The sequence below is a fragment of the Xanthomonas campestris pv. campestris str. ATCC 33913 genome (assembly GCF_000007145.1).
Taxonomy (GTDB): Bacteria; Pseudomonadota; Gammaproteobacteria; order Xanthomonadales; family Xanthomonadaceae; genus Xanthomonas; species Xanthomonas campestris.
On the sequence record NC_003902.1, the window covers coordinates 2,701,728 to 2,727,276 of the forward strand.

Annotated in this window: 18 protein-coding genes and 1 tRNA gene; 7 read left to right on the plus strand and 12 right to left on the minus strand. The window is 67.1% G+C overall.

Annotated features, from left to right (window positions below; all coding sequences use genetic code 11):
* Positions 1-140: 140 nt before the first annotated feature.
* The 3 genes from XCC_RS11970 to XCC_RS11980 all read right to left on the minus strand — a co-directional run bounded on the left by XCC_RS11970 (position 141) and on the right by XCC_RS11980 (position 3,869).
* Complete coding sequence (locus tag XCC_RS11970; RefSeq protein ID WP_029216998.1) at positions 141-1,814, minus strand: N-acetylmuramoyl-L-alanine amidase; 1,674 nt, start codon at positions 1,812-1,814, stop codon at positions 141-143.
* Positions 1,815-1,884: 70 nt separating this feature from the next.
* Entirely contained in the window at positions 1,885-2,385 is a 501-nt protein-coding gene (tsaE, locus tag XCC_RS11975) for a tRNA (adenosine(37)-N6)-threonylcarbamoyltransferase complex ATPase subunit type 1 TsaE (protein ID WP_011037444.1), read from the minus strand.
* Entirely contained in the window at positions 2,382-3,869 is a 1,488-nt protein-coding gene (locus XCC_RS11980) for a bifunctional ADP-dependent NAD(P)H-hydrate dehydratase/NAD(P)H-hydrate epimerase (RefSeq protein ID WP_011037445.1), read from the minus strand. The genes tsaE and XCC_RS11980 overlap by 4 nt, the downstream gene beginning before the upstream one ends.
* Positions 3,870-3,893: 24 nt before the next feature.
* On the opposite strand from XCC_RS11980, the gene queG reads away from it, so the two are divergent.
* Together queG and xseA are read left to right on the plus strand one after the other, a co-directional pair.
* Positions 3,894-4,961, plus strand: coding sequence for a tRNA epoxyqueuosine(34) reductase QueG (gene queG / locus XCC_RS11985; RefSeq protein WP_011037446.1), 1,068 nt, complete (start codon positions 3,894-3,896; stop codon positions 4,959-4,961).
* 117 nt (positions 4,962-5,078) lie between these two features.
* Positions 5,079-6,419, plus strand: a complete 1,341-nt coding sequence (gene xseA, locus XCC_RS11990; protein ID WP_011037447.1) for an exodeoxyribonuclease VII large subunit — start codon at positions 5,079-5,081, stop codon at positions 6,417-6,419.
* A gap of 48 nt (positions 6,420-6,467) precedes the next feature.
* Here the strand turns inward: xseA and XCC_RS11995 are convergent, their stop codons facing one another.
* Positions 6,468-7,715 (minus strand): virulence factor, encoded by a 1,248-nt coding sequence (locus XCC_RS11995; RefSeq protein ID WP_011037448.1) that lies wholly within the window; start codon positions 7,713-7,715, stop codon positions 6,468-6,470.
* 106 nt (positions 7,716-7,821) lie between these two features.
* Positions 7,822-9,699, minus strand: coding sequence for a formylglycine-generating enzyme family protein (locus XCC_RS12000; RefSeq protein WP_019237587.1), 1,878 nt, complete (start codon positions 9,697-9,699; stop codon positions 7,822-7,824).
* Between the two features lie 97 nt (positions 9,700-9,796).
* Between XCC_RS12000 and rnd the strand changes: the two genes are divergently transcribed.
* The gene (gene rnd, locus XCC_RS12005; RefSeq protein ID WP_011037450.1) at positions 9,797-10,885 is read left to right on the plus strand and encodes a ribonuclease D; all 1,089 of its coding nucleotides are present in this window, start codon (positions 9,797-9,799) and stop codon (positions 10,883-10,885) included.
* An 88-nt stretch (positions 10,886-10,973) separates the two neighbouring features.
* Here the strand turns inward: rnd and ligD are convergent, their stop codons facing one another.
* Together ligD and XCC_RS12015 are read right to left on the minus strand one after the other, a co-directional pair.
* Positions 10,974-13,523 carry a DNA ligase D gene (gene ligD / locus XCC_RS12010; protein ID WP_011037451.1) on the minus strand — a complete coding sequence of 850 codons (2,550 nt, stop codon included), beginning with the start codon at positions 13,521-13,523 and terminating at the stop codon, positions 10,974-10,976.
* An 11-nt stretch (positions 13,524-13,534) separates the two neighbouring features.
* Positions 13,535-13,711, minus strand: coding sequence for a DUF3606 domain-containing protein (locus tag XCC_RS12015; protein ID WP_011037452.1), 177 nt, complete (start codon positions 13,709-13,711; stop codon positions 13,535-13,537).
* Between the two features lie 221 nt (positions 13,712-13,932).
* Here XCC_RS12015 and XCC_RS12020 point away from each other — a divergent pair, with 221 nt between their 5' ends.
* Positions 13,933-14,337, plus strand: a complete 405-nt coding sequence (locus tag XCC_RS12020) for an H-NS family nucleoid-associated regulatory protein (RefSeq protein ID WP_011037453.1) — start codon at positions 13,933-13,935, stop codon at positions 14,335-14,337.
* A gap of 90 nt (positions 14,338-14,427) precedes the next feature.
* Positions 14,428-14,503, plus strand: a tRNA-Ala gene (locus tag XCC_RS12025).
* Between the two features lie 366 nt (positions 14,504-14,869).
* Here XCC_RS12025 and XCC_RS12030 read toward each other — a convergent pair.
* Both XCC_RS12030 and XCC_RS22110 read right to left on the minus strand, forming a co-directional pair.
* Positions 14,870-15,130, minus strand: a complete 261-nt coding sequence (locus tag XCC_RS12030) for a hypothetical protein (RefSeq protein ID WP_029216997.1) — start codon at positions 15,128-15,130, stop codon at positions 14,870-14,872.
* Between the two features lie 1,027 nt (positions 15,131-16,157).
* The gene (locus XCC_RS22110; protein WP_162098097.1) at positions 16,158-16,331 is read right to left on the minus strand and encodes a hypothetical protein; all 174 of its coding nucleotides are present in this window, start codon (positions 16,329-16,331) and stop codon (positions 16,158-16,160) included.
* A 317-nt stretch (positions 16,332-16,648) separates the two neighbouring features.
* Here XCC_RS22110 and XCC_RS12035 point away from each other — a divergent pair, with 317 nt between their 5' ends.
* Positions 16,649-17,725: a GGDEF domain-containing protein gene (locus XCC_RS12035; protein WP_029216996.1), complete on the plus strand. Its 1,077-nt coding sequence runs from the start codon at positions 16,649-16,651 to the stop codon at positions 17,723-17,725.
* Positions 17,726-17,764: 39 nt separating this feature from the next.
* Here the strand turns inward: XCC_RS12035 and XCC_RS12040 are convergent, their stop codons facing one another.
* The gene (locus tag XCC_RS12040) at positions 17,765-18,274 is read right to left on the minus strand and encodes a chemotaxis protein CheW (protein ID WP_011037457.1); all 510 of its coding nucleotides are present in this window, start codon (positions 18,272-18,274) and stop codon (positions 17,765-17,767) included.
* A 9-nt stretch (positions 18,275-18,283) separates the two neighbouring features.
* The gene (locus XCC_RS12045; protein WP_011037458.1) at positions 18,284-19,942 is read right to left on the minus strand and encodes a methyl-accepting chemotaxis protein; all 1,659 of its coding nucleotides are present in this window, start codon (positions 19,940-19,942) and stop codon (positions 18,284-18,286) included.
* A gap of 297 nt (positions 19,943-20,239) precedes the next feature.
* On the opposite strand from XCC_RS12045, the gene XCC_RS12050 reads away from it, so the two are divergent.
* The gene (locus XCC_RS12050) at positions 20,240-20,863 is read left to right on the plus strand and encodes a DNA-3-methyladenine glycosylase (protein WP_011037459.1); all 624 of its coding nucleotides are present in this window, start codon (positions 20,240-20,242) and stop codon (positions 20,861-20,863) included.
* On the opposite strand, the gene XCC_RS12055 is transcribed toward XCC_RS12050, so the two are convergent.
* On the minus strand, positions 20,803-25,197 hold the full coding sequence (locus tag XCC_RS12055; RefSeq protein WP_011037460.1) for a DEAD/DEAH box helicase: 4,395 nt from the start codon (positions 25,195-25,197) through the stop codon (positions 20,803-20,805). The two genes, XCC_RS12050 and XCC_RS12055, sit on opposite strands and share 61 nt — an antisense overlap.
* Positions 25,198-25,549: the final 352 nt, after the last annotated feature.

Below are 25,549 nucleotides of genomic sequence, written 5' to 3' on the forward strand. Positions count from 1 at the left end.
CCCTGGCAGATGCGCTGCGCGCACGCAGTGGCCGCCCGCATGGGCGAATGATGACATCAAGGGGAAAAACGTCGGCACGGCCATCCGGCGGCGCCAGGCGCCGTCATCGAGGAATCAGTGCGGAATGATAGCCGAGCGGCTCAGCGGCTGCCGCCGGCCACGGTGCCGACTGCGGCGTCGGCCTCGGCCTGCGCACGTGCCGCGAACAAGGTGCCCGGGGGCGGCTGACGGGTGAAGAACGTATCGATACCGTCCAGCACCGCGGAGGCGATCTTGCGCTGATACGACGGGTCGATCAGCCGGCGCTCTTCATCCGGGTTGGAGATGAAGGCGGTTTCCACCAGCATCGCCGGCATGTCGGAAGTGCGCAGCACCGCGAAATTGGCGCGTTCCAGCTGCGGCTTGTGATTGTTGCCGATGCGCTTCAAACCGCCCAGCACATGGCCTGCGGCGTCTTCGGATGCCTTCATGTGGCCGCTCTGGGCCAGGTCCAGCAAGACGTTGGCCAACGTGCTTTCGGTCTGCTGCAGGCGCACGCCACCGACGAGGTCGGCGGCATTTTCCTTGTCGGCCAGCCAGCGTGCACGCTGCGACGACGCACCCTTGGTCGACAGCACATAGACCGATGAACCGGTGGCGCTGCGGTTTTCCGCAGCGTCGGCATGAATGGAGATGAAGATGTCGGCCTTGGCCGAGCGTGCCTTCTGCGCACGCATCGGCAGCGGAATGAACACGTCGGTATCGCGGGTCATGTACGCCTTCATGCCCTGCGTGGCGTTGATCTGGCGTGCGAGCTCGCGGCCGATGGCCAGCGTGACGTCTTTTTCGCGCTTGCCGGTCGGGCCCATGGCGCCGGGATCCTGACCGCCGTGGCCGGGATCGATGGCCACCACCAGCGGACGCATGCCGGGTGCCATCTTGACGCGCGATGCCTCGCTTGGCAGCAGCGGGCGCGGCGGCACATCGTCATTTTGCGCATCGGCGGCAGCCACACCGGCCGACGTCACGGCTGCGCCCTGCGGCGCGACCTGCGCCACGTTGCCACCGTTCAAGATGGCTGCCGGCGACGGCGTGCCCGTGGCGATCGTGGTGCGGGTGCCGCCGGTCGTGGCGGGCGCGCCTGGTGCGGCAACCGTCCCGGGACGCGGAGTCGGCACGCCAGTGGCAATCGTCGTGGGCACCGGCGCAGGCGTCACTGTCGGCATCGCCGATGCAGGCACGGGTACCGGCGTGGGCGCTGGTGCCGGGGTTGGCGGTGGAAGCGCCGAGGCGCGCTGTGCGGAGGCCGCGAGCGCCGCAGTGGCACGTGCAGCTTCCGCCTGTGCATCCAGCGGACGTGTGGCAGGCACTGCGGCTGGCGGCGTTGTTGCTGCTGGCACAGCGCTTGATGTTGAAGCGACCGGCTTGGCCGGCGCGAAATCGCCGGGCCACTCGATCACCAGCGTCGAGGCGCTGCCCAGGGTCTGCATCTGCGGCTTCAGCGCAGTGACTGGCGTTGCCAGCTCGAACACCACCCGGAAGGTCCCCGGGACCGGTTGCCCGGTGCGCACCGACGTCACCAGCCCGGCGGCGGCCGGCAGCTTCAAGCCGCTCTTTGCCGAGGAGGCCGGGAAATCCACCACCAGTCGATTGGGATTGGCCAGCGACAAGGTCTTGAACCCGCCGCTGCCGGCAAGTTGGATCTCTGCACGCGTGCCCGTGGCCCCGGTGCTGACATCCACTTGCTTGATTTCGCCTGCCCGCGCACTAAAAACCGCCAGGCTCAGGCCGGCGGTCAGGGCGAAAGCAAAGCGATGGTGGCTCCCCTGGGTCATGGAGCCGGATTCAATCACCCGAACGCACGAATTGCAAGGCAATTTCCCTTAATAATCCATAACCTGGCGTTCATTCCTCTTGTTCGGCGGCAAAAAGCGCCCGCAACTCGTCCCGCGCTGCCAGCTCGTTCACCCATGCCTGCCCGCTTGGGCTCGCGCCGCGCAGGGTCAGCGCGCGTCCCTCCCCGGCCACTGCCAATTCGACCTCCAGATCCGCCGCCGGCAAAGCGCCAGCCCCGCGCTCCGGCCATTCGACCAGCCACAGGGTGGCACTGCCCTCGTCCAGTCCGAGAAAATCCAGCTCCCCCGCGTGGCCGATGCGGTACAGATCCAGATGCCAGGCTTCGCCACCGGCAGTCAGTGGATACCGTTCCACAAGCGTGTAGGTGGGGCTGCGAATGGGGCCGGTGACGCCGAGCGCACGCAACAACGCACGCGCCAGGGTGGATTTGCCGGCGCCCAGGTCGCCGTGCAACTGCACCACGGCGGTGGCGGGCCGGGTGGCCGCCAGGGCCTGCCCGACCTGCTCGGTGGCATCGACGTCGGCCAGAAAGGCGTGCAGCGTGGTCATGCAATGGCTCCAGCATTGGCGAGACGGCGAAGCGCCGGCAGCAGGTCGGTGGGAAGCAGGCCGCGCTCGCCGTCGGCGGCGGCGGCATCGCCGGCGCAGGCGTGCAGCAAGGCGCCCAGGCTGGCCGCGTCGAAGGGCGCCCAGCCCTGGCCGAGCAAGGAGGCGATCACGCCGGTCAGCAGGTCGCCCATGCCGCCCACTGCCATGCCGGCATTGCCGGCGTCGATCAGGCGCGGCAGGCGATCTGGCGCGGCAACCACGGTGCCGGCGCCCTTGAGCACCACCACCGCATCAAAGCGCGTGGCCAGCGCATGCGCAGCGCCCAGGCGGTCGCGCTGCACCTGCGCGGTGGATTGACCAAGCAAACGCCCCGCTTCGCCCGGATGCGGCGTGAGCACGCGCGGGCCCCGCGCAGGCACCGAAGTGGATGCGAGCAGATTCAAGCCGTCGGCGTCGATGACGGTGGGCGTGGCCGATGCCAGCACACCGCTCCACAAGGCGCGCGCCCAGCTGTCCCGGCCTAACCCGGGGCCCAGCGCGACCGCATCGGCAGCCTCGGCCAGCGCGGTGATGTCGGCGTCTTCCTGTACCCCGCGCACCATCGCTTCCGGGCAGCGCGCCAGCAGCGGCGCCACATGCTCGGCGCGGGTTGCCACCTGCACCAGGCCAGACCCGCTGCGCAGGGCCGCTTCAGTGGTCAGCATGATGGCGCCGCCGCTGCCGGCATTGCCGCCAACGCACAGCACACGCCCGGATTCGCCCTTGTGGGTGTTGCGTCGGCGCGGCAGCAGATGCGCGGCCAGTGCATCACGCTCCCAGCGCTGCGCAACCGGTGCCAGGCCGTCGAATGCCGAGCCCGGCACCTCCAGCGTGGCAAGGTCGCGCTCGCCGGCGTATTCCAGCGCATCGCCGGTGTACAGGCCCACGTGCGGCACGATGAACTGCAAGGTCGCGCTGGCACGCACGGCGCTGCCGGGTGCGATGCCGCGATCGGCGTCGATGCCACTGGGCACGTCCAGCGCCAGGACCGGCACGCCGGCGGCGTTGATGGCATCGAACAAAGCGTCCATCTGCGCACCGGGCGCGCGATTGAGACCGATACCGAACACCGCATCCACCAGCACATCCGCATGCGCCAGCGCACACGGGAACAGCGCGATCGCGCCGCCCACGGCCAGATAATCCGTGCAGGCGCGCTGCGCCAGTTCGCTGGCCGGCCCTTGTTCGGGCAGATGCACGACCTGCACCTGGCGTCCGGCCCGGTGAGCCAACCGCGCCAGCACATAGCCGTCGCCGCCATTGTTGCCGGTGCCGCACATCACCACGATGCGGCGTGCGCGCGGCAAACGTTCCTGCAACCACTGCCAGGCGGCTTGCCCGGCGCGCTGCATCAGCGTGTAGCCGTCGCCGCCGAGCAGCGTGGTGGCCTGCGCGTCCAGCATGCGCGCGGCAGCGGTGTCGTAAAGAGCGAGCGGTGCATACATGCCGGGAATTCTATACTTGTCGCCATGTCCGCCGTCCTTGCCCGCCCCGACCCGACCGATGCCGCCGCGCGCATCCGCACGCTTGCGCGCGAGGCCGGCTTTCAGCGCTGCGGCATCACCGGCATCGAGCTGGGCGAGGACGAAGCGCACTTGCGCAGCTGGCTGGCCGAAGGCCTGTACGGCACCATGCACTGGATGGCGCAGCACGGCGACAAGCGCTCACGCCCGCAGGAACTGGTGCCGGGCACCTTGCGGGTGCTGTCGGTGGGCATGGACTACGGCCGCAAGGACGACACCGAGGCCTGGGACACCTTGCACGACGGCCGCCGCGCGTACGTGGCGCGCTATGCGCTGGGGCGTGACTACCACAAGCTGATGCGCAACCGGCTACAGAAACTGGCCGAGCGCATCCAGGCCGAGGTCGGGCCGTTCGGCTACCGCGTGTTCGTGGATTCGGCGCCGGTGCTCGAACGCGCCCTCGCCCGCAATGCCGGGCTGGGTTGGATCGGCAAGCACACCTGCCTGATCGACCGCGGCGGCGGCTCGTGGTTCTTCCTGGGCGAGATCTACCTGGACCTGCCGCTACCCATCGACACGCCGGCCACTGCGCATTGCGGCACCTGCACGCGCTGCATCGACATCTGCCCGACCCAGGCCATCATCGCGCCGCACCGGCTGGATGCACGCCGCTGCATTGCCTATCTCACCATCGAGCACGACGGCGCAATTCCCGAAGACATGCGCAAGCCGATCGGCAACCGCATTTTCGGCTGCGACGACTGCCAGCTGATCTGCCCCTGGAACAAGTTTGCCCAGCGCACCGACGAGCCGGATTTCCGCGCGCGAAACGATCTGGATGTGGCGACCCTGCCGCAGCTGTTCGCCTGGGACGAGGCCGAGTTCCTGCGCCGTACCGAAGGCAGCCCGATCCGCCGCAGCGGCCACGAACGCTGGCTGCGCAACATCGCCGTTGGCCTGGGCAATGCCCCCGGCAGCGAAGACGTGCTCGCCGCGCTGGAGTCACGGCGCCATGACGACTCCGCCCTGGTGCGCGAGCATGTGGGCTGGGCGCTGGCGCAACACGGCCTGTAGCTGCGTCAGCGGAGCGCTGCTGCACGTGGGCGCCGCACTTGCTTCACCGTCCACACCAGATCGTTCGCCGCATCAACCGCTCACGCATTGCGTGCCCCGCTGCGGGATAATGCGGCGATGGCCGACCGCACCGAACAGATCCTCACTCCCAGCCAGCTCAACACGCTGGCGCGCGACCTGCTCGAAGGCAGTTTCCCCCTGGTGTGGGTGGAGGCCGAACTGGGCAATGTGACCCGCCCCGCCTCCGGCCATCTGTATTTCACGCTCAAGGATGCGCGTGCACAGATCCGCTGCGCGATGTTCAAGCCCAAGAGCACCTGGCTGAAGTTCCAGCCGCGCGAGGGGCTGCGCGTGCTCGCGCGCGGGCGCCTCACCTTGTACGAGGCACGTGGCGATTACCAGCTGGTGCTGGACCACATGGAAGAAGCCGGCGAAGGCGCGTTGCGGCGCGCGTTCGAGGAACTGCGCGCGCGGCTGGCAGCCGAGGGCGTGTTCGACGCAGAGCGCAAGCAGCCGCTGCCCGCGCATGTGCGCCGCCTGGCGGTGATCACCTCGCCCAGCGGTGCGGCCGTGCGCGACGTGCTCAGCGTGCTGGCGCGCCGCTTCCCGCTGCTGGAGGTGGATATTTTGCCGTCGCTGGTACAAGGCGACAGCGCGGCCGCGCAGATCACTTCGCTGCTGCAACGCGCCGATGCCTCCGGCCGCTACGACGTCATCTTGATCACTCGCGGTGGCGGTTCGCTGGAAGACCTGTGGGCGTTCAACGACGAGCGCCTGGCGCGGGCGATCGCCGCAGCACACACGCCCGTGGTGTCGGCGGTCGGTCACGAGACCGATGTCAGCCTGAGCGACTTCGCCGCCGATGTGCGCGCCCCCACGCCCTCGGTCGCCGCCGAGTTGCTGGTGCCCGATCAACGCGAACTGGTGGCACGTGTGCGGCGCGCGCAGGCCCGGCTCAGCCAGCTGCAGCAGCACACGCTTGGCCAGGCGATGCAACACGCGGACCGGCTGGCGCTACGCCTGCGCGCGCGCAGCCCGCAGGCACGCCTGCAGCTGCTGCAACGCCGCCAGGAAGACGCCGCGCGGCATCTGCGTGCGCGCATGCAGCATATCCTGGAGCGGCTACAGGCACGTGTGCAGCGCGCGCAGGCCGGTGTGCAGTCACACAGCCCGCAGCGCCACCTGGCACCCCTGCAGCAACGCCTGCGCGCTGCACATCCGCAAGCGGCAATGCAGCGGCGCCTGCAACAGGATCACCTGCATCTGCGCGGCCTGGTGCGTTCGCTGGAAGCCGTCAGCCCGCTGGCCACGGTGGCACGCGGCTATGCCATCGTCACCCGCCAGGCCGATGGCAGCGTGGTGCGCAGTGCCGCCGAACTGACCCAGGGTGATCGCCTGCGCGCACAACTGGCCGATGGCAGCGTGACGGTGGTGGTCGACACCAGCGAGACCGGCTGACGCGCTCATCCAGGCACGCTGTGCAACCTGCCTGCCGCTGCGCGGGCGTCACGCATGCCCAGGCAGTTGCGCTGCGCGCTGCCAGCCCTGCAGCAGGATGTCGGCCAGCGCACCCGGGTCACGGTCGAAGTGGTGGCCGCCAGGACGTGCAATGACCTCTACGCCGCGCGCGCGCAGCTCCGGGCACAAGGTGTCCTTCTCCTGTTCGCCATAAATGCATTGCAGCCGATGCGCATCGAGCGCCTGCAGCGCGGGGGCGATCGGGCGCTCGGCCTCGTTGTGCCAGCCCAGCCAACCGCCCACCCGCACCTTGAAGTCGGCCTGATGGGCCAGGCCCAGCAAGCCGACAAACTGCACCGCATCGCGGCGCGCCGCCGGCAGTTCGGGAAATGCGAACGGCAACACATCCGCACCGAACGAATAGCCCACCAAGGCCACGTGATGCGCATGCCAGCGCTGCTGGTAAGTGGCGATGATCCGGTCCAGATCCACACCCACCTGCTGCGGCGTGCGGCTGCCCCAGAAGTAGCGCAGGCTGTTGAAGCCGACCACCGACACGCCCTGTTGCTGCAGGCGTGCAGCAATGCCTTTGTCCATCTCGCGCCAGCCGCCGTCGCCGGAGAGCAGCACGACCAGACGATCGCTGCCGGGCGCGTGCAGTTCCACCAGCGGCAGGTCGGCCAAGCCCTGCGCCTGTGCGGTTTGCAAATGGCCGCGCGTGGCGGCGGCGATCTGTGCCGGGCTGGCATCTTCCACCTGGGCATCCAGGAAGCCCTGGTTTGGGTCGGGCACGTCGTGCAGGCACGCCAACCCGGTGTCGGTGGCGTCGCCATCGGCCACCACGACGCCGCCGAGCACATCCGGCGCAGCGTTGGCGACCGCCTGACGCGCCAGCAGCGCGCCATCGCCCTGCCCGACCAGCACCGGCGGCAGGAAGGCATCCACGTGCTCGGCGCGCAGCAATTTCTTGCCGAGCCGCTCGGCGTCGTCGGCGAGCGCACTGCAGGCAGCATGCCGGCTGCGCGCACGGGTACGGTACCGCGCGGTGTCGACCACCGCGACCAGCGCGCCATCGTCGCTGAGCAGGTCGGCTAGTTGCTGCCCCTGCTCGGCGTGTGCGCTGTCCGGCAGCAGCACCACCATCGCCTTGGGCGTACCTTCCGGGCGCACCACTTCCACCGCGCCGTAGTTGCCGGCGGTGTTGCCGTCCTGCAAATGCCGGGCAACGGCATAGCCGCTGCCTGCAATGAACAGCAGCGCCACGATCCAGCGAAACAGTTTGATACCCCAGGTCATCGCGGCGGTCCTTGAAAACGCTGCGGCTTGGACCGGCGCAGGCCGCGCCCGGTTCCATCCATGCAGTGGCGCCGTTTTGCGTGGTTAAGCCTGCCGCCGCGCCGGCCTAGATGCCGCGTGCCAGGCGGAAGCCGATGCGCGCACTGGTGGTGTCGGACTCTTGCGACAGCCGCCAGGCCGCGCGTGTCTGCAGCGGCGAATTGGCCCAGCTGCCACCACGTACCAGGCGCTGCCGGCAACCGGGGTTGAACCACGCGGCGCCGTCGGCCGGTGCGCGCCGGTAGCTGGCGTGCCAGCAATCGGCCACCCACTCGCTCAGGTTGCCGCCCATGTCGTGCAGGCCCCAAGCATTGACGCGGAAACTGCCCACCGGCGCCGGCCCCCAGAAGCCATCGCCATAGCCGACAAAGCCGTTGTTCCAGTGCCGCCCGCTGCGCGAGACGTCGTTGCCGCCGGTGAAGTTGCCCGCATCAGGCGGCGGCACGCCCGGGTTACCCCACGGATAGCGGCCGGTGGTGCCGGCACGCAGCGCGTATTCGAACTCTGCTTCGCTGGGCAGGTGGTAGTGGCGGCCGGTCTGTTCGGACAGCCACGTCGCATAGGCCTCGGCGTCGCGGATGCTCACGTGCATCACCGGGCTGTTGGGGGCGGCCTGCGCGCCGTTGTAATCCGATTGCCAGTCCACCCCGCTGCGGCGAATAAAGTTGCCGCTGCGCTCGTCGTAGACCACCGAATGGCCGCGCCGGGTTGCGCGCGGCCGCGCCTTGGTCGCTTCCACGAATTGGCGGAATTCGGCCAAGGTGACTTCGGTGATGGACATCGCGAACCCGCGCGCAAAGCGCACGTAATGCGCCGGGCGTTCGTTGTCCGATGCGCCCGGCTCGTAGTCGCCTGCGCCCATGCGGAACGCACCATGCGGCACCACGATCATCTGCGGGCCGCGGCCACCGACCTTCAGGCCATCGGTGAACACCTGGCCGGGACGAAAACTGCCGTAGTGCGTGGCCAGTTCCAGCCGCCGCCGCAAATCGCCGGCCACCGGGTCGCCGGGATCGGCAATGCGCAGCACCTCGGCCAGTTTCTCGCCGGCCGGCTTGAGCCCGCGCGGGGTGGTCAGGTCACGCAGGCCGGCATCGCGCAGCGCGGCGATCTGCGCGCGCCGCATGCGCTCGATACGCGCACGTGCATCGGCAATGGTCGGGGCGCGCTCGCGCACCTGGCCGGCCATCTGCAGCCAGTAGCGCGCCGCCACGAAGTTGGCCGTCTCGGCGGCCTGTTCGGCACGCCGCAGCAAGGCGCTTTCCACTGCGGCCAGGCCCTGGCGTGTGCGGGGGTTGTCCGGGTCCAGCTGGGCGGCATCGCGGAAGTTCACCAGCGCGCCGTTGCCGTCTTCGCCCAGACGCCCGTTGCGCAGATCGTCCTCGCCGGCGCGATTGAAGCCGAGCACGCGCTGGGCCGTTTCCACCTCGAGCTGCAGCGCGCGCACCTTGGGATCTTCCGGCGCCAGGGCCAGCGCCACGATCGCCAGTTCGCGCGCCTGCTCCAGTGCGTTGTCCTGACGGTCGGTCTGCTCGACCAGCGCATGGCCGCGCTCAAGCAGACGCCGCCGCGCCTGCTCCAGGCCACGTCGGCTGACCGCATCCTTGCCCTCGCTGCGTTGCTGAATTGCCAGATACAGCGGAATGGCATCGTCGGCGCTGCGGTAGAGGCGATCTTCCTTCAACGCCTCGGCAGCGCGCTGGCGCACTTGCGCCAGCGGCGTCTCGCCGAGGTCCACCGGTGGTGGCTGCCATTGCGCAACGGTTTCGGCGGATTCTTCGCCACCGATGGACACGCGCGGTGCGGTAGCCGGCGCTGCGCTGGCAGTAGCAGCCACGCGCGGCTTGGTAACCGCCGCGGGCGTAGGTGTCGGCTCGCGCGAGCACGCGCCGGCACAGAGCGCGACCAGCGCCCATGCTGCGATCCGATTGCCGCACTGACCCACACCCACTCCTTGCCCGGCACTGCCCCTTCGGCAGGCGATCGCGACGTTAGGCTATTCTGCGCGCTCTACGCAAACCCTTGCTGTCGACGGAAATCACGTGCCCCATTGGATCACCCACCCCTCCGAATTGACCGAACGCCTGCAATTGCGTCCGTCCCGCATTGGCCTGGATACCGAATTCATTCGCGAGCGCACCTATTGGCCGCAACTGGCGCTGGTGCAGATGGCGATCGGTGAGGAGATCCTGCTGATCGACCCGTTGATTCCGGGCATGACCGATGCACTGAAGGACTGGCTGATCGCGCCGGACATCGTCAAGGTGATGCACAGCGCCAGCGAAGATCTGGTCACCTTCAAGTGTGCCTGCGGCGTGCTGCCGCGGCCGTTGTTCGACACCCAGATCGCGGCCGCACTGGCCGGCGTCGGTGGCGGCATGGGCTATCAGAAACTGGTGCAGGAAGTCACCGGCACCCTGCTCACCAAGGGCGAGACCCGCTCGGACTGGATGCGCCGCCCGCTCTCGCCCGCACAGCTGGAATACGCTGCCGACGACGTGCGCTACCTGTTTGCCATCCACGACGCGCTCACCGCCAAGCTGACCGCGCAAGACCGCCTGGGCTGGCTGGCCGAAGATGGCGAGCGCTTGCTCGGCACGGTGGAGCACGACGATGGCGACCGTTGGCCGCACGTGAGCCTGCGCACCGCACAGTTTCTGGAACCGGCCGCACAGCGCCGCCTGCTGCGCCTGTTGCGCTGGCGCGACCTGCAGGCACGGCAGAGCGATCGTCCACGCAGCTGGATCCTGGACAACGAACTGGCCAGCCAGCTGGCGCGCTTCCCGCCAGCGGATCTGGACGCACTGATGCGCCAGTTCGACAAATTTCCCAAGGCACCGCGCAAGCTCGCCAACGCGGTCTGGGAGGCGCTCAACACGCCCTTGCCCGACGAAGACCACGCTCCGCTGGCGCAGGCCTCCACCGATGGCAACAAGGCCACGCTCAAGCGCCTGCAGGATGCAGTGGCGCAGCGCAGCCGCGAGCTCGAACTGCCGGACGGCATCCTTGCCTCGCGCCGCCATCTGGAAACCCTGATCGAGCAGCGCAGCTGGCCGGCCGCGCTCGGGCAGTGGCGACGCGACGCATTGGAAGCAGATCTGCTGCCGCTGCTGGATGCGGCAACGCCCTGAGCGGCGTGTTGCGCACGTTTGCCGCGTGACTGCGGCGGCGTGCGGCAACAACGCATCCGGCGTGCTTGTGTGAGAGGCAGTACGTGCCTCAGCCCTGGTCCGCCCAGCGCGCCAGGTTCTGTTGAATCTGCGCGATGTCTGCCCAAGGGTCCTTGCGGCGGCGACGCAACTTGTCTGGGACATCGCGCAGGGTGAAGGCGTTGGCGCGATGTAGCTTGGCCAAATCTGACCACGGCAGCGGCAATGCCACCGGTGCGCCCGGGCGGCCGCGCAGCGAGTACGACGCCACTGCGGTGGCCCCACGCCCGTTGCGCAGATAATCGACAAAGATGCGTTTGTTGCGGAAGCGCTTGGTTGCCGTCGCCACAAAGCGGTCCGGCTCGGATTGCGCCAATGCGTCGGCAAAGCCTTTGGCAAAGCGCTTGGTCAACTCCCAATCGCAGCCCGGATTCAAGGGCACCACCACGTGCAGGCCCTTGCCACCGGAGACGCGCAGAAACGATTCCAGCTCCAGCTGCGCCAGCAGCTTGCGGATATCGGTGGCGGCCCGTTTGACCTCGGCAAATGGCACATCCGGGCCCGGATCCAGATCGAACACCACGCGATCGGCCATGTCCGGCCGCGCGGCATGCGAGCCCCAGGGGTGGAATTCCAGCGCATTGAACTGCACCAGTTCCAGCAGCCCGGGCGCATCTTCGACCACCAGATAGTAGGCATTGCTGCCGGTCTCTTCCTTCAACCGCACCGAGCTCACCCGCTCCAGCCCGGCGGTGTGATGCTTCTGGAAGAAACACGGCTTTTCCGCGCCATTGGGGCAACGGATGATCGACAACGGCCGCCCCACGATCTCTGGCAGCAGGTGATCCATCACCGCGTGGTAGTAGTCCCAGACATCGCCCTTGGTGGCGCGGATGTCCGGGTAGATCAGCTTGGTCGGGCTGGACAACGTGGGCTCGCCCTGCGCGGGCGCTTGCTTGTTTGCACGCTTGCGCCCGCGTGCTGGAGTGTCGGCCACGTCGGCCTGCGCGGGACTGACATCCCCCATATCGCTGTCGGCCAGGTCGGCGATGTCCTTGTCCAGACGCACCGCCTTGAGCGAGGCCTGGCGCAACAGCTGCTGCCCCCCGATGCCGCGATAGAACACCTCCACCACGAACCGCGGCGCGAACCAGGTGGCGCCACGCAGATCGGTGTCCTCGGTGGGGATATGCGCGGTGGGCCGCTTGCCGCCCCCGTGCAGGTGCTGGGTCACCTCCTGCATCAACGTATCAGAAAAGCCCGAACCAACCCGCCCCACATACAACCAGCCGTGCTGCGGGTCCGGCGTGGCCAGCAGCAGCGAGCCGAAGCCGGTACGGCTGCCCTTGGGCGCGGTATAGCCGACGACCGCGTATTCCTGGCTGGCCAGTTGCTTGGTCTTGCGCCAATCATCGCTGCGACCGCCGCGGTACGGCCGGTCGGCACGCTTGGAAATGATGCCTTCGAAGTGCTGCTCGCCGGCGACCCGGAACGCCTCCAGCCCATCGCCCTCCACATGCGAGCTGTAGGCCAGATGGCCGGCCGGCGCATTCGCCAGGATCTGCTGCAAGAGCTGCTTGCGTTCGCGCAGCGGCGCCTCGCTGATCTCCACGCCATCGATGTGCAGCAGGTCGAACACCGCCAGCGCCAGCGGCACCTGGCGTTCGCCCGACAAGGTCGCCTGCAGCAGGTTGAAATCCTCCTTGGTGCCACGCCCGGCGATCAGCTCGCCATCCAGCCGTGCCGAGCGCAGGTTGAGCGCCTGGATCGCATCGCGGATATCGGGAATCTTGTCGGTCCATTCCAGCGCATTGCGCGACCACAGCCGTACCTGACCATCGGTCACCGTGGCCAGGATGCGATAACCGTCCCACTTGATTTCATGCACCCATTGCGCCCCTTCCGGCGGCGCCTGCCCGAGCTTGGCCAGCTGCGGTGCGAACGCGGCATCGTCGATGTCGCCGCGCCGCGCGTGCGTGAGTTTCAACGCGGCGTTGGTCCAGGCGTTACGTGCGCGCGCCCGGGGCACAGGCACGGTGGTGAGTGCCTTGCGTTGGGCCTTGCCGGCACCGGCGCGACGTACATCTTCTGCTGGCGCCGCAGCCACATCGGCCAGCAGATCGTCGGCTTCCAGCGTGCCGGCATAGGCGTCGTCCTCCTTGAACAGCAACCACTGCGGCTGGCGGGCCGGCTTGCTCGAGCGCACCAGGTGCCAGCCGCCCTTGAGCTTGCTGCCGAACAACTCGAAGCGCAGGTGGCCCTTGGCCAACTGCGCTTCCGGGTCACCGGCGGTGGCCCAGACCCCATGATCGAACTGAGCCACGTGGCCGCCGCCGTATTCGCCCTTCGGAATCTCGCCTTCGAAACTGGCATAGTCCACCGGGTGGTCTTCCACCTCTACCGCCATGCGCTTGACTGCCGGGTCGTAGCTTGGCCCCTTCGGCACCGCCCAGCTCTTGAGCGCATCGCCCACCTGCAAGCGGAAATCGTAGTGGCGCCGGCTGGCATGGTGCAGCTGCACCACGAAGATCGCCCGCTGCCCTTGCGGCAGCAACTTGCCTGGCTCCGGCTCGCGGGTCTTGTCGAAGCTGCGCTTGCGGCGGTATTCACTCAGGCTCATGCAAGCCGGGCCTATTTGCCCAGGTGCTGGCGCACCTTGGCGGCCACCGGCCCCACCGCATCCACGGCCGCGCGCAGTTCGTCGGCGCTCACGCCAAGGGCCTTGGTCCAATACTGCAGTTCGTAGGCTTCGTGCACATTGATCAGGTCACGATCCGGCGTGCCGACATTGCGGGTGTCATCACTCATGGCATGCTCCTGTATTGTTGCGGTTGGGCCTGCCACCAGACGCGATGCGTCTTGCAGCAGGCGCAGCACGACAATGCGAAAGCACCCGGCCAGACCCCGTGAACGGCCCGTTTAGCGCATGTGTAAAGCCGTGTCCGTGCAACGACCATCCACGGACCAGTGCCATAATGGCGCGCGCCCATCGGGCGGTGTCTCCACTCTTATTCCGAGGCCATACCTCTGTGAGCAATACTTCTTCGAAACTGGATTCCATCGCGCAAGCCAAAGCCAAGCTGCTGGACGAGCTGCAGAAGCTGGAAGAACAGGAAAAAACCGAGCGCGCCAGTGAGGCATCCTCTGCACATGCCACCATCGTGTCGCTGCTCGAGCAGTTTGCCGGCCACTTCAACACCAAGCAGCGCAACGACATTGCTGCCTACCTGGGCACCACCACCACCGCCCGCAAGGACGTGGTGAAGACCGGCCGCAGCGAAGTGCGCCCGAAGTACGAGCTTCCCGGCACCGGCGAGACCTGGTCTGGCCGGGGACGCACGCCGAAGGCCTTCGCTGCATGGGAAGGCACGGAGTCGTACAAGGAATGGAAAGCCAAGAACCCCGACCTCAAGTTCCCGCTGATTCGCGAGTAATCAGACCGCCGGCCGCATCCCCCCGATGCGGCCAGCCACGCAGGCAGCTCTTGGCGAACCGCGTGGCATGTGGTTAGAATCGAGCCACGTGGGGCGGTAGCTCAGCTGGGAGAGCGTCGCGTTCGCATCGCGAAGGTCGAGGGTTCGATCCCCTTCCGCTCCACCAGATAGCATCCCGAACGGGATGGAAGAAGGCCGGAAACCCTGCTGTAGGACGGGTTGTCCGGCCTTCTGCATTTTTGGCCGGAGCGGATCGTTTCGTTGAAACGCGCGAGACAGTGGGGGCATATTTGGGGGGCACTTGTAACCCAACTCAGATTTAAATGCCGCCACTCTTTGACTTCTCTCTTTGTCGCGCCAACTTGGCGCTGAAGACCACGAGAGTGTTGGCAGACCGTATCTGGAGCTACCAGCAGCCGGCGGCCGGCGGCCGCTAGTAGCGACTGGAATATCGATTCTGTGGCAAGAAGAATCCGGCACTCGGGGTGACGCTGGCGCCGATGCTAGCGCGCACTGCAAATACCGGATCGCGTCACGCCACGCGGTAACCCGCCGGATCCAGGAACTCCGCCAGGCAGCGGCCAAGCTGCATTGCCTGGGCCCGCGCATCGCCGCGATAGCCGGCCTTGCCAGCTTCTTCAACCGTGGCGACCGCCGATGACAGATCGCGATGGTAGACATACGCCGTGGAGCTCCACTGCGGGTCGCCCGGCGCCTGGGACTCGACCGTTTCCACGCGGAACTCGCCGCAATGACCATGCAGCACGGTGCGTTGTAGGGTGCGCTGTTTCATGCGCTGCAGTATCGCAGTGGGCATCTGACGAACACGTGTGGGCCGACGCATGACCGCGTGCAGCCGCATCGACAGCGCGCTGTTAGACATTGCGCCAGCGCGGAGGCTCTTGCCTGTTGCGGACACCAGCATGCAGTAACTGCGCTGTCTGTACGCCCGCCTGCATGCCCTGGCGGCGCGCCTCCATGCGATCGGGACTACAGCCCACATCGGGGAGTACCCGGATCGCGTCTGCCTCATCGCCGTGGTGGATGTACGCGGTGGACATCCATTCGGTGGCGCCCTGGCGTTTGGTTTCGACCGTAGTCACTCGGAAAAGACCGACGTAGCCGTGCAATGGCATAGAACAAGGGTGGTATGGCCCAGCTGCTATTTTTCTTACGGCGTGTCGCTTGATCAACCCGTCAGCGCGCCAGCGGACGAACACCTTTGATTTTGTGATGGAACTGCGTTGCTCGGTGGCGGGGCAATCGCCAGCGATTTAGCCACGCCGCGAGTGCCTCAGCAGAGTCCTCACTGCAGCGCGTACTCGGGTGAATGACGTGCGAGCGCATCTTGCCAGCCACGTGGAACGAGATGCACACCAGCCACGTGGAACGAGATGCACATGCGTCTAGTGATACCGATGCACCTGACTTGGTTTAGAACCCGCACTCAGGCGTCGCAAACAGCGACGTCCCAAACATGCTGCTGCAAGCGAGGATCACTGGTCGCCCATTAAATTCAACTGCAGACACAGCGACATCATGTGTCTGACGCGCCGCACACCCGCAGCGTTGATGGCCAACTGCACTGCTTAAAATCGCGGCAGTCGGTAGTCCACCAGAGTGCTGACGACCGCGTCGGATTCACGGCATCCGCAGCATCCGCGGCATCGAAATCGTGCAGCAGGATCGGAGCTGTCGTCGAGCTATTGCACTGCAGCCGATCGCTACACACCGCAGCCGATTAGCAACACGGTGATAGGAAGCAGCGCGCCTCGCGGCGCACGAATCACAACCTGCCGCGCAGCCAGATCGGCGTGCAGCTATGCGCCCTGCTCGTCGCTGGGCTTGGGGCGGCGGCTTTCGGTATCGCGGATCTGCTGATCGGTCTGCCCGGGGCGCTGTTTGGCGGTTTCGTCCTGCTTTCTGTCTTGCTGCCCTTCCAGTTCGCCATGCTGACTGTCGGGTTCGTTTTCACGCGGTGTGTGGTCGGGCATCATCTGGGCGACTCCGTTGAAAGATTGCACACGAACGTTAGCGCTGCGCCCGTGATGTGCGCGCCACGACGGACGGCGCCTATTGACGCGGTTTGAAGTTGATCGAACGCATTGCTTGTGCATGGCGCGAGGCCGCGTTCCGCACCGCGCGGTGCGCGGGCCACATTCGAGAGATCAAATGCCCACGCGCCGCCACGTGCAAGCCAACGAGTGTGGCAAGATCGGCTAGCAGCACCGCGCGCGCCAGCGCTTGCCGCCCGATGACAACCAGCCGTTCCTATTCGCGCCCCTGCGGGCCCCTGCCGGTACCACGCTCGATGCAGACCCCCGACGCGCCGTCGCTGAACCTGGCCCACGCCACGCTGCTGTCCGGCAATGCGCTGGCTGCTTTGGGTGCACCGCCACCGGCCAACGAAGACGACCGTCTGGCCGCGCTGCACAGTTACAACATTCTCGACACCGCGCCGGAGCCGCTCTACGACGACATCACCGCAGCGGCCGCGCAGCTTTGCCGCACGCCGATGGCGTTGATCTCGCTGATCGACCAGGACCGCCAGTGGTTCAAGTCGCGCGTGGGCATGCAGCCCGCCGAAACACCGCGCGACCTGGCGTTCTGTGCGCACGCCATCCTGCAGCCCGACCAGATGATGGAAGTGGGCGACACGTTTGTGGACCCACGCTTCGCGCGCAACGCACTGGTGACAGGCGGGCCACAGATCCGCTTCTACGCCGGTGCACCGCTACTGACGTCCGACGGCGTGGCGCTGGGTACCTTGTGCGTGCTAGATCGCGCCCCGCGCACCTTGTCGGACGCCGAGCGCACTGCATTGCAGGCGCTAGCCCGCCAAGTCGTCACCACCATCGAACTGCGCCAGGCCGCGCGTCTGCTGGAAGGCGATGCCCTACGCGACCCGCTCACCGATCTGTGGAACCGGGAGGGTCTGGAACACATGCTGGAAGACGCCGCGCCGGTGGCAAAGCTGCACGGCCTGGCATTCGTGCTGATCGAGATCGACGGCTTCAAACGGCTGAAGCTGCAGTTCGGCAGCGACGCTGCCGACGCAACACTCGTGCAGGCCGCACGTTGTATCGAGACCGAGCCGCAGGAACCCGGCGGTGTCGCGCGCATCGGCGCAGCGCACTTTTGCATGGTGCTGCCCGGCGCAGACAGCGCGCAGGCACTGGCGAGCGTGCAGCGCCTGCAAACCACGATCGCCGCTGCCTGCTGGCCAGCCGACACCATCAGCATCACCGCCGGGCTGGTCTGCGTCGCGCCTGGCGAGCCATTGGACAGCCATGTCCTCATGGCGCGTGCCCGCCACGCCTTGCTCGGTGCCGCGCGTGCGGGGCGCAATTGCGTCCAGCGCTTCGATGGTTGGCAGACCGACCGCTGATCAACGCGCCACCGCCGCAGGCGCTTCGTTTCGCGGATTTCAGGCCGCCAGCACGTCGGTTTCGCCAGCAATCTCGTCCACTCGCAACACCTGCTCCATCTCCAGCAGCACGACGAAGCGCTCGCCCACCTTGCCCATGCCGCGCAGCAGATCGCGGCGGATGTGCGTGCCGAACGACGGCGCTGCTTCGATGTCGTGATCGGCCAGCTCGATCACCGCATTGACCGCGTCCACCAGCACGCCGATCACCTGCGGCCCCTGCGCCTGCTCGGTGGCCAGAATCACGATGCAACTGCGCTTGCCGATGCTGCTGTCGGCACGTCCCAGCCGTGCCTGCAGATCCACCACCGGCACCACTGCGCCGCGCAGGTTGATCACCCCGCGTACGCAGGCCGGCATCGATGGCACCGGCGTGGGTGCACGGTACTGGATGATCTCGCGAATGCCGAGAATGCTGGTGGCAAAGGTCTCGCCGTCCAGCTGGAAGGTCAGATACTGGGCTGCCGCATCGGCATCGCCCAGCAGCGCATCGGGTGTCAACGCATCCATCGGTCGTCCTCAGAATCGTGCGAACTGGCCCTCGTCCGGGCCCTCGGACATGGCGTAGGCCGGTGCGGCAGTGCCGCGCCAGGTCCGTGCGCCACTGCTGCGGGTTGCGCGCGCGGCCACGGCCTTGCCGCGCTTGGGCGGCGTACTGGCCGGCGCCTGCCCGCCTAGCCGGAAGAACGCCATGCTCTGCTGCAGCTGCTCGGCCTGCGCGCTCATCTCTTCAGCGGTGGCCGCGAGTTCTTCGGAGGCGCTGGCATTCTGCTGGGTGGTCTGGCTCAACTGCACTACCGCCGAGTTGATCTGGCTGACGCCGGAGGACTGTTCTTCAGAGGCGGCAGAAATTTCCTGTACCAGATCGGAGGTGCGCTTGATGCTGGGCACGATGGTGTCCAGCAAGCGGCCGGCGCGGTCGGCGAGCTCGACGCTGGAACTGGCGACCTCACCAATTTCCTGCGCCGCCACCTGGCTGCGTTCGGCCAGCTTGCGCACTTCGGCAGCAACCACCGCAAAGCCCTTGCCGTGCTCGCCGGCGCGTGCAGCTTCGATGGCAGCATTGAGTGCCAGCAGATTGGTCTGATATGCGATGTCGTCGATGATGCCGATCTTCTGTGCGATCTGCTTCATCGCCTGCGTGGTGGCCACGACCGCCTCGCCACCTTCAATGGTCTCCTTCGCGGCCTGGGTGGCCATGCCGTCGGTGATGCGTGCGTTTTCGGTGTTCTGGCTGATCGATGCGGTCATCTGCTCCAGCGAGGCGCTGGTTTCTTCCACGCCAGCCGCTTGCTCGCTGGCAGCCTGCGAAATGCTCTGCGCAGTGGCACTGACTTCTTCCGAGGCGCTGGCCAGGGTTTCGGCACTGGTGTTGACCTCGCCTACCACCTGCGACAGCTTCTGCACCATGGTGCGCATCGCCTCGAGCAGCTGCGCGGCTTCGTCGCGACCATGCACCTCGATGCGCATGGTCAAATCGCCTTCGGACAGCCCGTTTGCCACTTCCACCGCACGGCGGATCGGGCCGGTGACGCTGCGGCTGATCACGACACCGAGCACCCCGCCCAACAGCACGCCACCGCAGATAATGGCCATCAGCAATTTGGAACTGCTGCTGTGGATTGCACCGGTTTCGGCGTTCGCCGACGCCGCGCTGCGTTCGCGCAAGCTGCTCAGGTCGGTCATCAAGGTATCGACCTCATCCGAGCTGGCGCGCACCGCGCGTGACAGCTCGGCCAATTCGGGGTTGGCCTCGCGCAGTGCTTCGCGGTTGGCGGCCTCGATGAAGCGGCCGCGCTCATCCAGGTATTTCTGCCAGGCGCGATCAAACTGCGCCAGCTTGGTCTTGCCCTCGTCGGTTTCGAAGCTGGCCCGCGCACGTGTCATGTAATCGACCACTTTTGCGGTGTACTTGTCGATGTTCTGCACGTGCGACTGGCGCTCTTCCGCGCTGCTGGCCAGCAGCAGGTTTGCGCGTGCACGGCCGGCGTAGATCAGATTGATGTTGGCTTCCTTCACGTTGGACAAGCCCAGCAATTCGCGCTCGTACAACGTGGTGGACAGGTCATTGAGCCGGCCGGAGTTGGAGTACCCCACCCAGCCAATGCAAGCGCCGATCGCCGAAACGATCAGAAACGCCACGATCAGCCGGGTTCCGATTTTGAGGTTGCCTAACATTGGGATGTCTCTTGAGTGAACGTGCATGAGTGCGGTGCGTCGGCAGGCACTTGCTGACACCATCGGGGCAGCGATTGATGTGCCTTGCTAAACCAATCGTTAATGGCTATCGGCGCAAGCAAAACGTGCTTGAGACGGTTTCAGCCTGAATGTGCCGTTCACACGAACGGATATGCCAATTTGTGACAGTTCGCTCGCTTGCCGCGCGCCCCATTCGGAAAATCCCTACCCGCGTTATGCACGCTGTCCGGGACAGTCCCGCAGAGACATCACAACCACCGCGTTAGGCTTGCGCGCATGTCATTGCACTCGCCTTTGCCGCGCGCTTTTTATGCAGCCGATGCGCGCACCGTTGCGCCACTGCTACTCAACAAGGTTCTGGTGAGTGCCGACGGCCGCCGCGGCCGCATCACCGAAGTCGAAGCGTATTGCGGCAGCGAAGATGCCGCTGCGCATTCGTTTCGCGGCATGACCCCACGCACGCAGGTGATGTTCGGTGCGCCCGGGCATTTGTATGTGTATTTCATCTACGGCATGCACTGGGCAATCAACGCGGTATGTGGCGGCGCGCCCGGGCACGCAGTGTTGATCCGTGCGCTGGAACCGTTGGCCGGCTGCGATGCGATGCACGCTGCACGCGGCGCAGCGCCGTTCAAATCGTTGACCACCGGTCCAGGCCGCCTGGCGCAAGCCTTTGGCGTGAGCGCAGTCGATAACGGACTGGACCTGACCACTGGCGTGGCGCGCTTGTGGATCGAGGACGACGGCACTCCGCCACCAGCGGCACCGCTTGCCGGCCCGCGCATCGGCATTCGCAAGGCCGTGGAATTGCCGTGGCGCTGGGTTGTGCCTGGCAGCGCCTATCTGTCGCGTCCGCTGCCACGTGTGAGCGGCGCACGCGCATCAGTAACCGGCGACTGAGCGAGCCATTGCTGCAGTGGCGTCTGCTCGGCGGCGCCCGGCCCACGTTGCAGCAATCGCAATGCCTGCTCGCCGTGCTCGTGTGAGAGCTCTTGCAGCGGCTGGAAGCGATCGCCGCTCCAGGCGGCCATCGGCAGGCCGTCCAGAAACGCCACGCGATTGCCGGGCACGCGCGCGATGCGCTCGCCGGGCAACAGATTGCCGAGCAGATTGGCCGGGTCACTCGCGCTGAGGCAGATCCACTGTTGCGCCAACGGTTGCGCGCGCACGCGACGCATCGCGGCAATGGCATCGGGCAACGCGAATTGTTCGCCGGACACGCCGGCAATAAAACGCCCGCCACGCAGTTCGCCACGCGCTTCCAACCGCTGATACACACGCAGTAATTCGCGCCAGGGCGGCAGCCAGGCGGCCTCGCGTTCAAGCAGCCGCCAACACACCACGCCATAGCGGCGCAGCAACGCGCGCGCCACGTGCTCCAGCATTTCCTGGTGACGCTCGCTGGCCTCGGCCAAGGGCAGCGACGGCAAGTTGCGCACCGGCGCCCAACGGCCGGCATCGCGGATGCCCAACGCACTGGCACGCCGGCGTTGCCGCGACAGTGCCGAGGGGCGTTTGGACGCCGGCACTAGCAGTGCACGCAGGCCGGCATAACTGTCGCAATGCACGCGCCCGCGCATCACCAGTTCGCTGAGCACATCTTCCAGCTCGGTGGCCATCAGCCGCGCAGCATCGGCAATCTCGTCGAAGAACAGCGCGCCCTGCTCCTGCAGCACCTCCACCACGCGCTGCGCACGCGAGCCCAGCGGCGCGTCATCGTCGGCGCGTGCCAGGGCATTCCAGCGCTGCGCTTCACGCCGCGGCAGCAGCACGATTGGCGTGCCGCGCAACGCATTGCCACTGCGGCCACCGCCTGGACGCAGGCGCGCCCATACCGTGCGGCCAGCGGTGCACAGTTCGTCCAGCCACGCGGGTTGGTAGTCACGCACGCGCGCGGGCAACAGCTCGCTTTCCCAGAGCGCGGCCGGCGCCTCGAAGCCTTCCAGCTGGCCAACGATGCCGGCCAGCGCGTCCGGCCCGGCCACGCGGTGGTCGGCATCCAGGTGCTGCCATTCGAACAGGAAACGTGCGTAATCGCGCTGCGACACCGGCTCGATCTCACGGCGCAAGCGCCCCAGCGTATAGCGATGGATGCGCGCCAGTAGATGCCGCTCGCACCATTCCTCTTCAAGTGCCTGGGCACTGAAGCGACCTGCCATGACATAGCCTTCGCGCTGCAGCCCGATCAAGGCGAGTTCGACCTCCGCTGCCGGCAGGCGCACTGCGCTGCACAGCGCAGACACCTGCGCCGGCCCCACCGCCGACAGGCGGCCGCGCACCAGCTCGCGCACTGCCCACTCGCGCTGCCAGTCGTCCACACGGCAATCCGGCGGCGCCTGCAGCGGCGGCTGCGCCACGGCGTGCGGATACAACGGTGCAAACCACTCGATGCGCTCGGCGCTGATCCACAGTGCAGTGCCGCCATCGACTGCCAGGCAGGTGGCGCGCCCGGCCGCCGACAACGCCGACAGCCATGCCTGCCACTGTGCATCGAGGGCCTCTTCCACCGGCAACACACCCAGGCCCACCAGCGCCTCATGCATCTCTTCGGCATCGCGTGGCTGCGGCCAGGCTTCTTCGCGCACGGCAGCAATTGCCTGCGGATCCAGCTGTCCCAAATCATCGCTGCTCTGCGGCGTGTAGCGCCTGCCCTGCACCGCCTGGGTGCGCCGCTCTTCCAGCGGTGCATCGTCGAGAAAGGCGTACGGACGTGCATTCAAGGCTTCCGCCGCCAGCGGCGACGGCGCGGCCAGATCACGTGCCACCAGCGTGATGGCGCCGGACTCCAGGCCGCGCAACACCTGCAGCCAACCCTCGCTATCCATCGATTGATGCAGGCAATCTTCCAGCGTTTGCGCCACCAGCGGATGGTCCGGCACCTCGCGCTCGCCAACCAGATTCTCCGCACATGCCACCTGGTCCGGGAACACCGTGGCCAACAGGTCTTCGGACTTCATCCGCTGCAGTTGCGGCGCAACCTTGTTGCCGCCGGAAAAGCGCGGCAGCGCCATCGCGTTGGTGGCATTCCAGCGCCACCGCACACCGAACAGCGGTGCGTCCAGCAACGCCTGCACCAGCACGTGCTCGGCCGATGCGGAATGCAGATAACGCGCCACCTCTTCCAGCGCAAAACTATGGCTGGTGGACAGCGACAATACGATCGCGTCCTCGGTCGCGGCGGCCTGCAATTCGAAATTGAAGGTGCGGCAGAACCGCTTGCGCAAGGCCAGGCCCCAGGCGCGGTTGATCCGGCTGCCGTAGGGCGAGTGGATGATCAATTGGGTGCCGCCGGTGGCATCGAAGAACCGCTCCATCACCAGGCAGTGCTGGGTCGGCATCGCACCCAATGCCTGACAGGCGTTCGCCAGGTACTCCACCAGTTGCTGCGCCGGCTCCGCGGCCAACCCAACCTCATCGCATAGCCATGCCTGTGCGCCGGCATGCCGTGCACCGTCGAGCCGCGTGGCAATTTCTTCGCGCAGGCGCGACACCGCCAGCGACAATGCATCGCTGCGGCCCGGCGCCTCGCCCAACCAGAACGGAATATTGGGCGGCGCCCCCTTGGCATCTTCAACCCGCACCTTGTCCGCATCCACGCGCAGGATGCGGTAGCTCGCATTGCCAAGCTGGAAGACATCGCCGGTGAGGCTTTCGACCGCGAAATCCTCGTTGACCGTGCCGATGTTTTCCGCCTGTGGCTCCAGCACCACGCTGTAATCGCCGGTTTCGGGAATGGTGCCGCCGGAGGTGAGCGCGGTCATGCGCGCGCCACGCCGCGCATGCAGGCGGCGATTGACCGCATCGCGGTGCAGATAGCCAGCGCGTGGCCCCAACCGGGTGCTGAAGCCCTCGCATAACATCCGCACGACCGCATCGAAGGTGGCGCGGCTCAGCGTTGCGAATGGCCAGGCGCGGCGCACCAGCGCAAACAGTGCATCTTCGTCCCAATCTTCGCAGGCGGCTTCGGCGACGATCTGCTGCGCCAGCACGTCGATCGGCGCGATCGGAAACCGCAGGGCATCCAGTTCGCCACGGCGGATGCCATCCAGCAGCGCGGCGCATTCGACCAGCTCGTCGCGCGTCTGCGGGAACAGCCGCGCCTTCGGCGTGCCACCGACCGCATGCCCGGACCGGCCGGCGCGCTGCAGGAAGGTGGCGATCGAGCGCGGTGAGCCGAGTTGGCAGACCAGGTCTACATCGCCGATATCCAGGCCCAGCTCCAGCGACGCAGTGGCCACCAGCACGGTCAATTCGCCGGCCTTGAGTCGGCGCTCGGCCAGTAGCCGCGTCTCGCGCGACAGGCTGCCGTGATGCGCCGCCACGCGCTGCTTGCCCAGCAGCTCGCCCAGGTGGCGCGCAGCCCGCTCGGCCATGCGGCGCGTGTTGACGAACACCAGCGTGGTACGGTGCTGTTGCGCCAGCGCAGCGACCTCGGCATACACCTGCAGCCATTGGTCGTTGGACAGCACCACGCTCAACGGCGTGGGCGGCAGCGCCAATGCCAGATCGCGCTGACGGGTGTAGCCGATATCCACGATCTCGCACGGCGCCGCCGCGCCGTCCTCGCCAACACCCACCAGAAACTGCGCCACGGTGTCGATCGGTTTCTGCGTGGCAGACAGACCCACCCGCGTGATGGGCTGCTCGGCCAACCGCTGCAGGCGCTCCAGGGTCAATGCGAGATGGCTGCCGCGCTTGTCCGCTGCCACTGCGTGGATCTCGTCCACGATGACCGTGCGTACATGGCGCAACGCGCTGCGCCCGGAGGCCGAGCCCAGCAACACGTACAGCGACTCCGGCGTGGTCACCAGAATATGCGGCGGCACGCGCCGCGCCTGGGCCCGCTCGCGCTGCGGCGTGTCGCCGGTGCGCACCGCCGTACGCACCGGCACATCGGGCAGGCCCTGCGCGAGCAACTCCGCACGGATGCCGTGCAGTGGCGCCTCCAGATTCAGATGGATGTCGTTGGACAAGGCCTTGAGCGGCGAGACGTAGATCACCCGCGTTTGGTCCGGCAGCGCACCGCCCTGGGCCAGGCCGTCACGGATCAACGCGTCGATCGCTGCCAAGAACGCGGTAAGGGTCTTGCCGGAGCCGGTCGGCGCCGCCACCAGGGTATGCCGCCCGGCCTTGATCGCCGGCCACGCGGCGATCTGCGCCGGGGTGGGCGCAGCAAAGGTACGCCCAAACCAGGCGGCGACCACGGGATGAAAATGCTGCAGGACTGGATGCATGGGCGGGGCCCGAGGCGCACCAGGCAGGGCCGTGCGGCACTCGGTGTCGACAGGGGCAGAATCCTAGTGATGGGGCTTTCCGACCGCCAGAACAAGCCAGCCGCCGTGGCCGCGGTGAATTGTTTAATGGCGACCACCGCAATCGCGCGGTGCTTGGGCACGCATGGCATAGGCAAGCCAAGTCCCCTCGGTAAAGCGCAGTCCGCGGGTGCGCATCCTGCGAACACGCCGAATGCGTGAGCACACACGCCGGCTGCGCGCACCGCTCGCGCTTGCCTGGCGACTGCGAGCGCTGTGATCACTGGCCTCGCGCCATCTGCACGCCACAGCACCGCAACGCTGCGGCCCGGCA

Excerpts from the sequence above, each read along its gene's own strand:
- XCC_RS11970 (WP_029216998.1), bottom strand. The coding sequence starts at position 1,814 with ATGACCCAGGGGAGCCACCATCGCTTTGCTTTCGCCCTGACCGCCGGC.
- tsaE (WP_011037444.1), bottom strand. The coding sequence starts at position 2,385 with ATGACCACGCTGCACGCCTTTCTGGCCGACGTCGATGCCACCGAGCAG.
- XCC_RS11980 (WP_011037445.1), bottom strand. The coding sequence starts at position 3,869 with ATGTATGCACCGCTCGCTCTTTACGACACCGCTGCCGCGCGCATGCTG.
- queG (WP_011037446.1), top strand. The coding sequence starts at position 3,894 with ATGTCCGCCGTCCTTGCCCGCCCCGACCCGACCGATGCCGCCGCGCGC.
- xseA (WP_011037447.1), top strand. The coding sequence starts at position 5,079 with ATGGCCGACCGCACCGAACAGATCCTCACTCCCAGCCAGCTCAACACG.
- XCC_RS11995 (WP_011037448.1), bottom strand. The coding sequence starts at position 7,715 with ATGACCTGGGGTATCAAACTGTTTCGCTGGATCGTGGCGCTGCTGTTC.
- ligD (WP_011037451.1), bottom strand. The coding sequence starts at position 13,523 with ATGAGCCTGAGTGAATACCGCCGCAAGCGCAGCTTCGACAAGACCCGC.
- XCC_RS12015 (WP_011037452.1), bottom strand. The coding sequence starts at position 13,711 with ATGAGTGATGACACCCGCAATGTCGGCACGCCGGATCGTGACCTGATC.
- XCC_RS12030 (WP_029216997.1), bottom strand. The coding sequence starts at position 15,130 with ATGAAACAGCGCACCCTACAACGCACCGTGCTGCATGGTCATTGCGGC.
- XCC_RS22110 (WP_162098097.1), bottom strand. The coding sequence starts at position 16,331 with ATGCCCGACCACACACCGCGTGAAAACGAACCCGACAGTCAGCATGGC.
- XCC_RS12035 (WP_029216996.1), top strand. The coding sequence starts at position 16,649 with ATGCAGACCCCCGACGCGCCGTCGCTGAACCTGGCCCACGCCACGCTG.
- XCC_RS12040 (WP_011037457.1), bottom strand. The coding sequence starts at position 18,274 with ATGGATGCGTTGACACCCGATGCGCTGCTGGGCGATGCCGATGCGGCA.
- XCC_RS12045 (WP_011037458.1), bottom strand. The coding sequence starts at position 19,942 with ATGTTAGGCAACCTCAAAATCGGAACCCGGCTGATCGTGGCGTTTCTG.
- XCC_RS12050 (WP_011037459.1), top strand. The coding sequence starts at position 20,240 with ATGTCATTGCACTCGCCTTTGCCGCGCGCTTTTTATGCAGCCGATGCG.
- XCC_RS12055 (WP_011037460.1), bottom strand. The coding sequence starts at position 25,197 with ATGCATCCAGTCCTGCAGCATTTTCATCCCGTGGTCGCCGCCTGGTTT.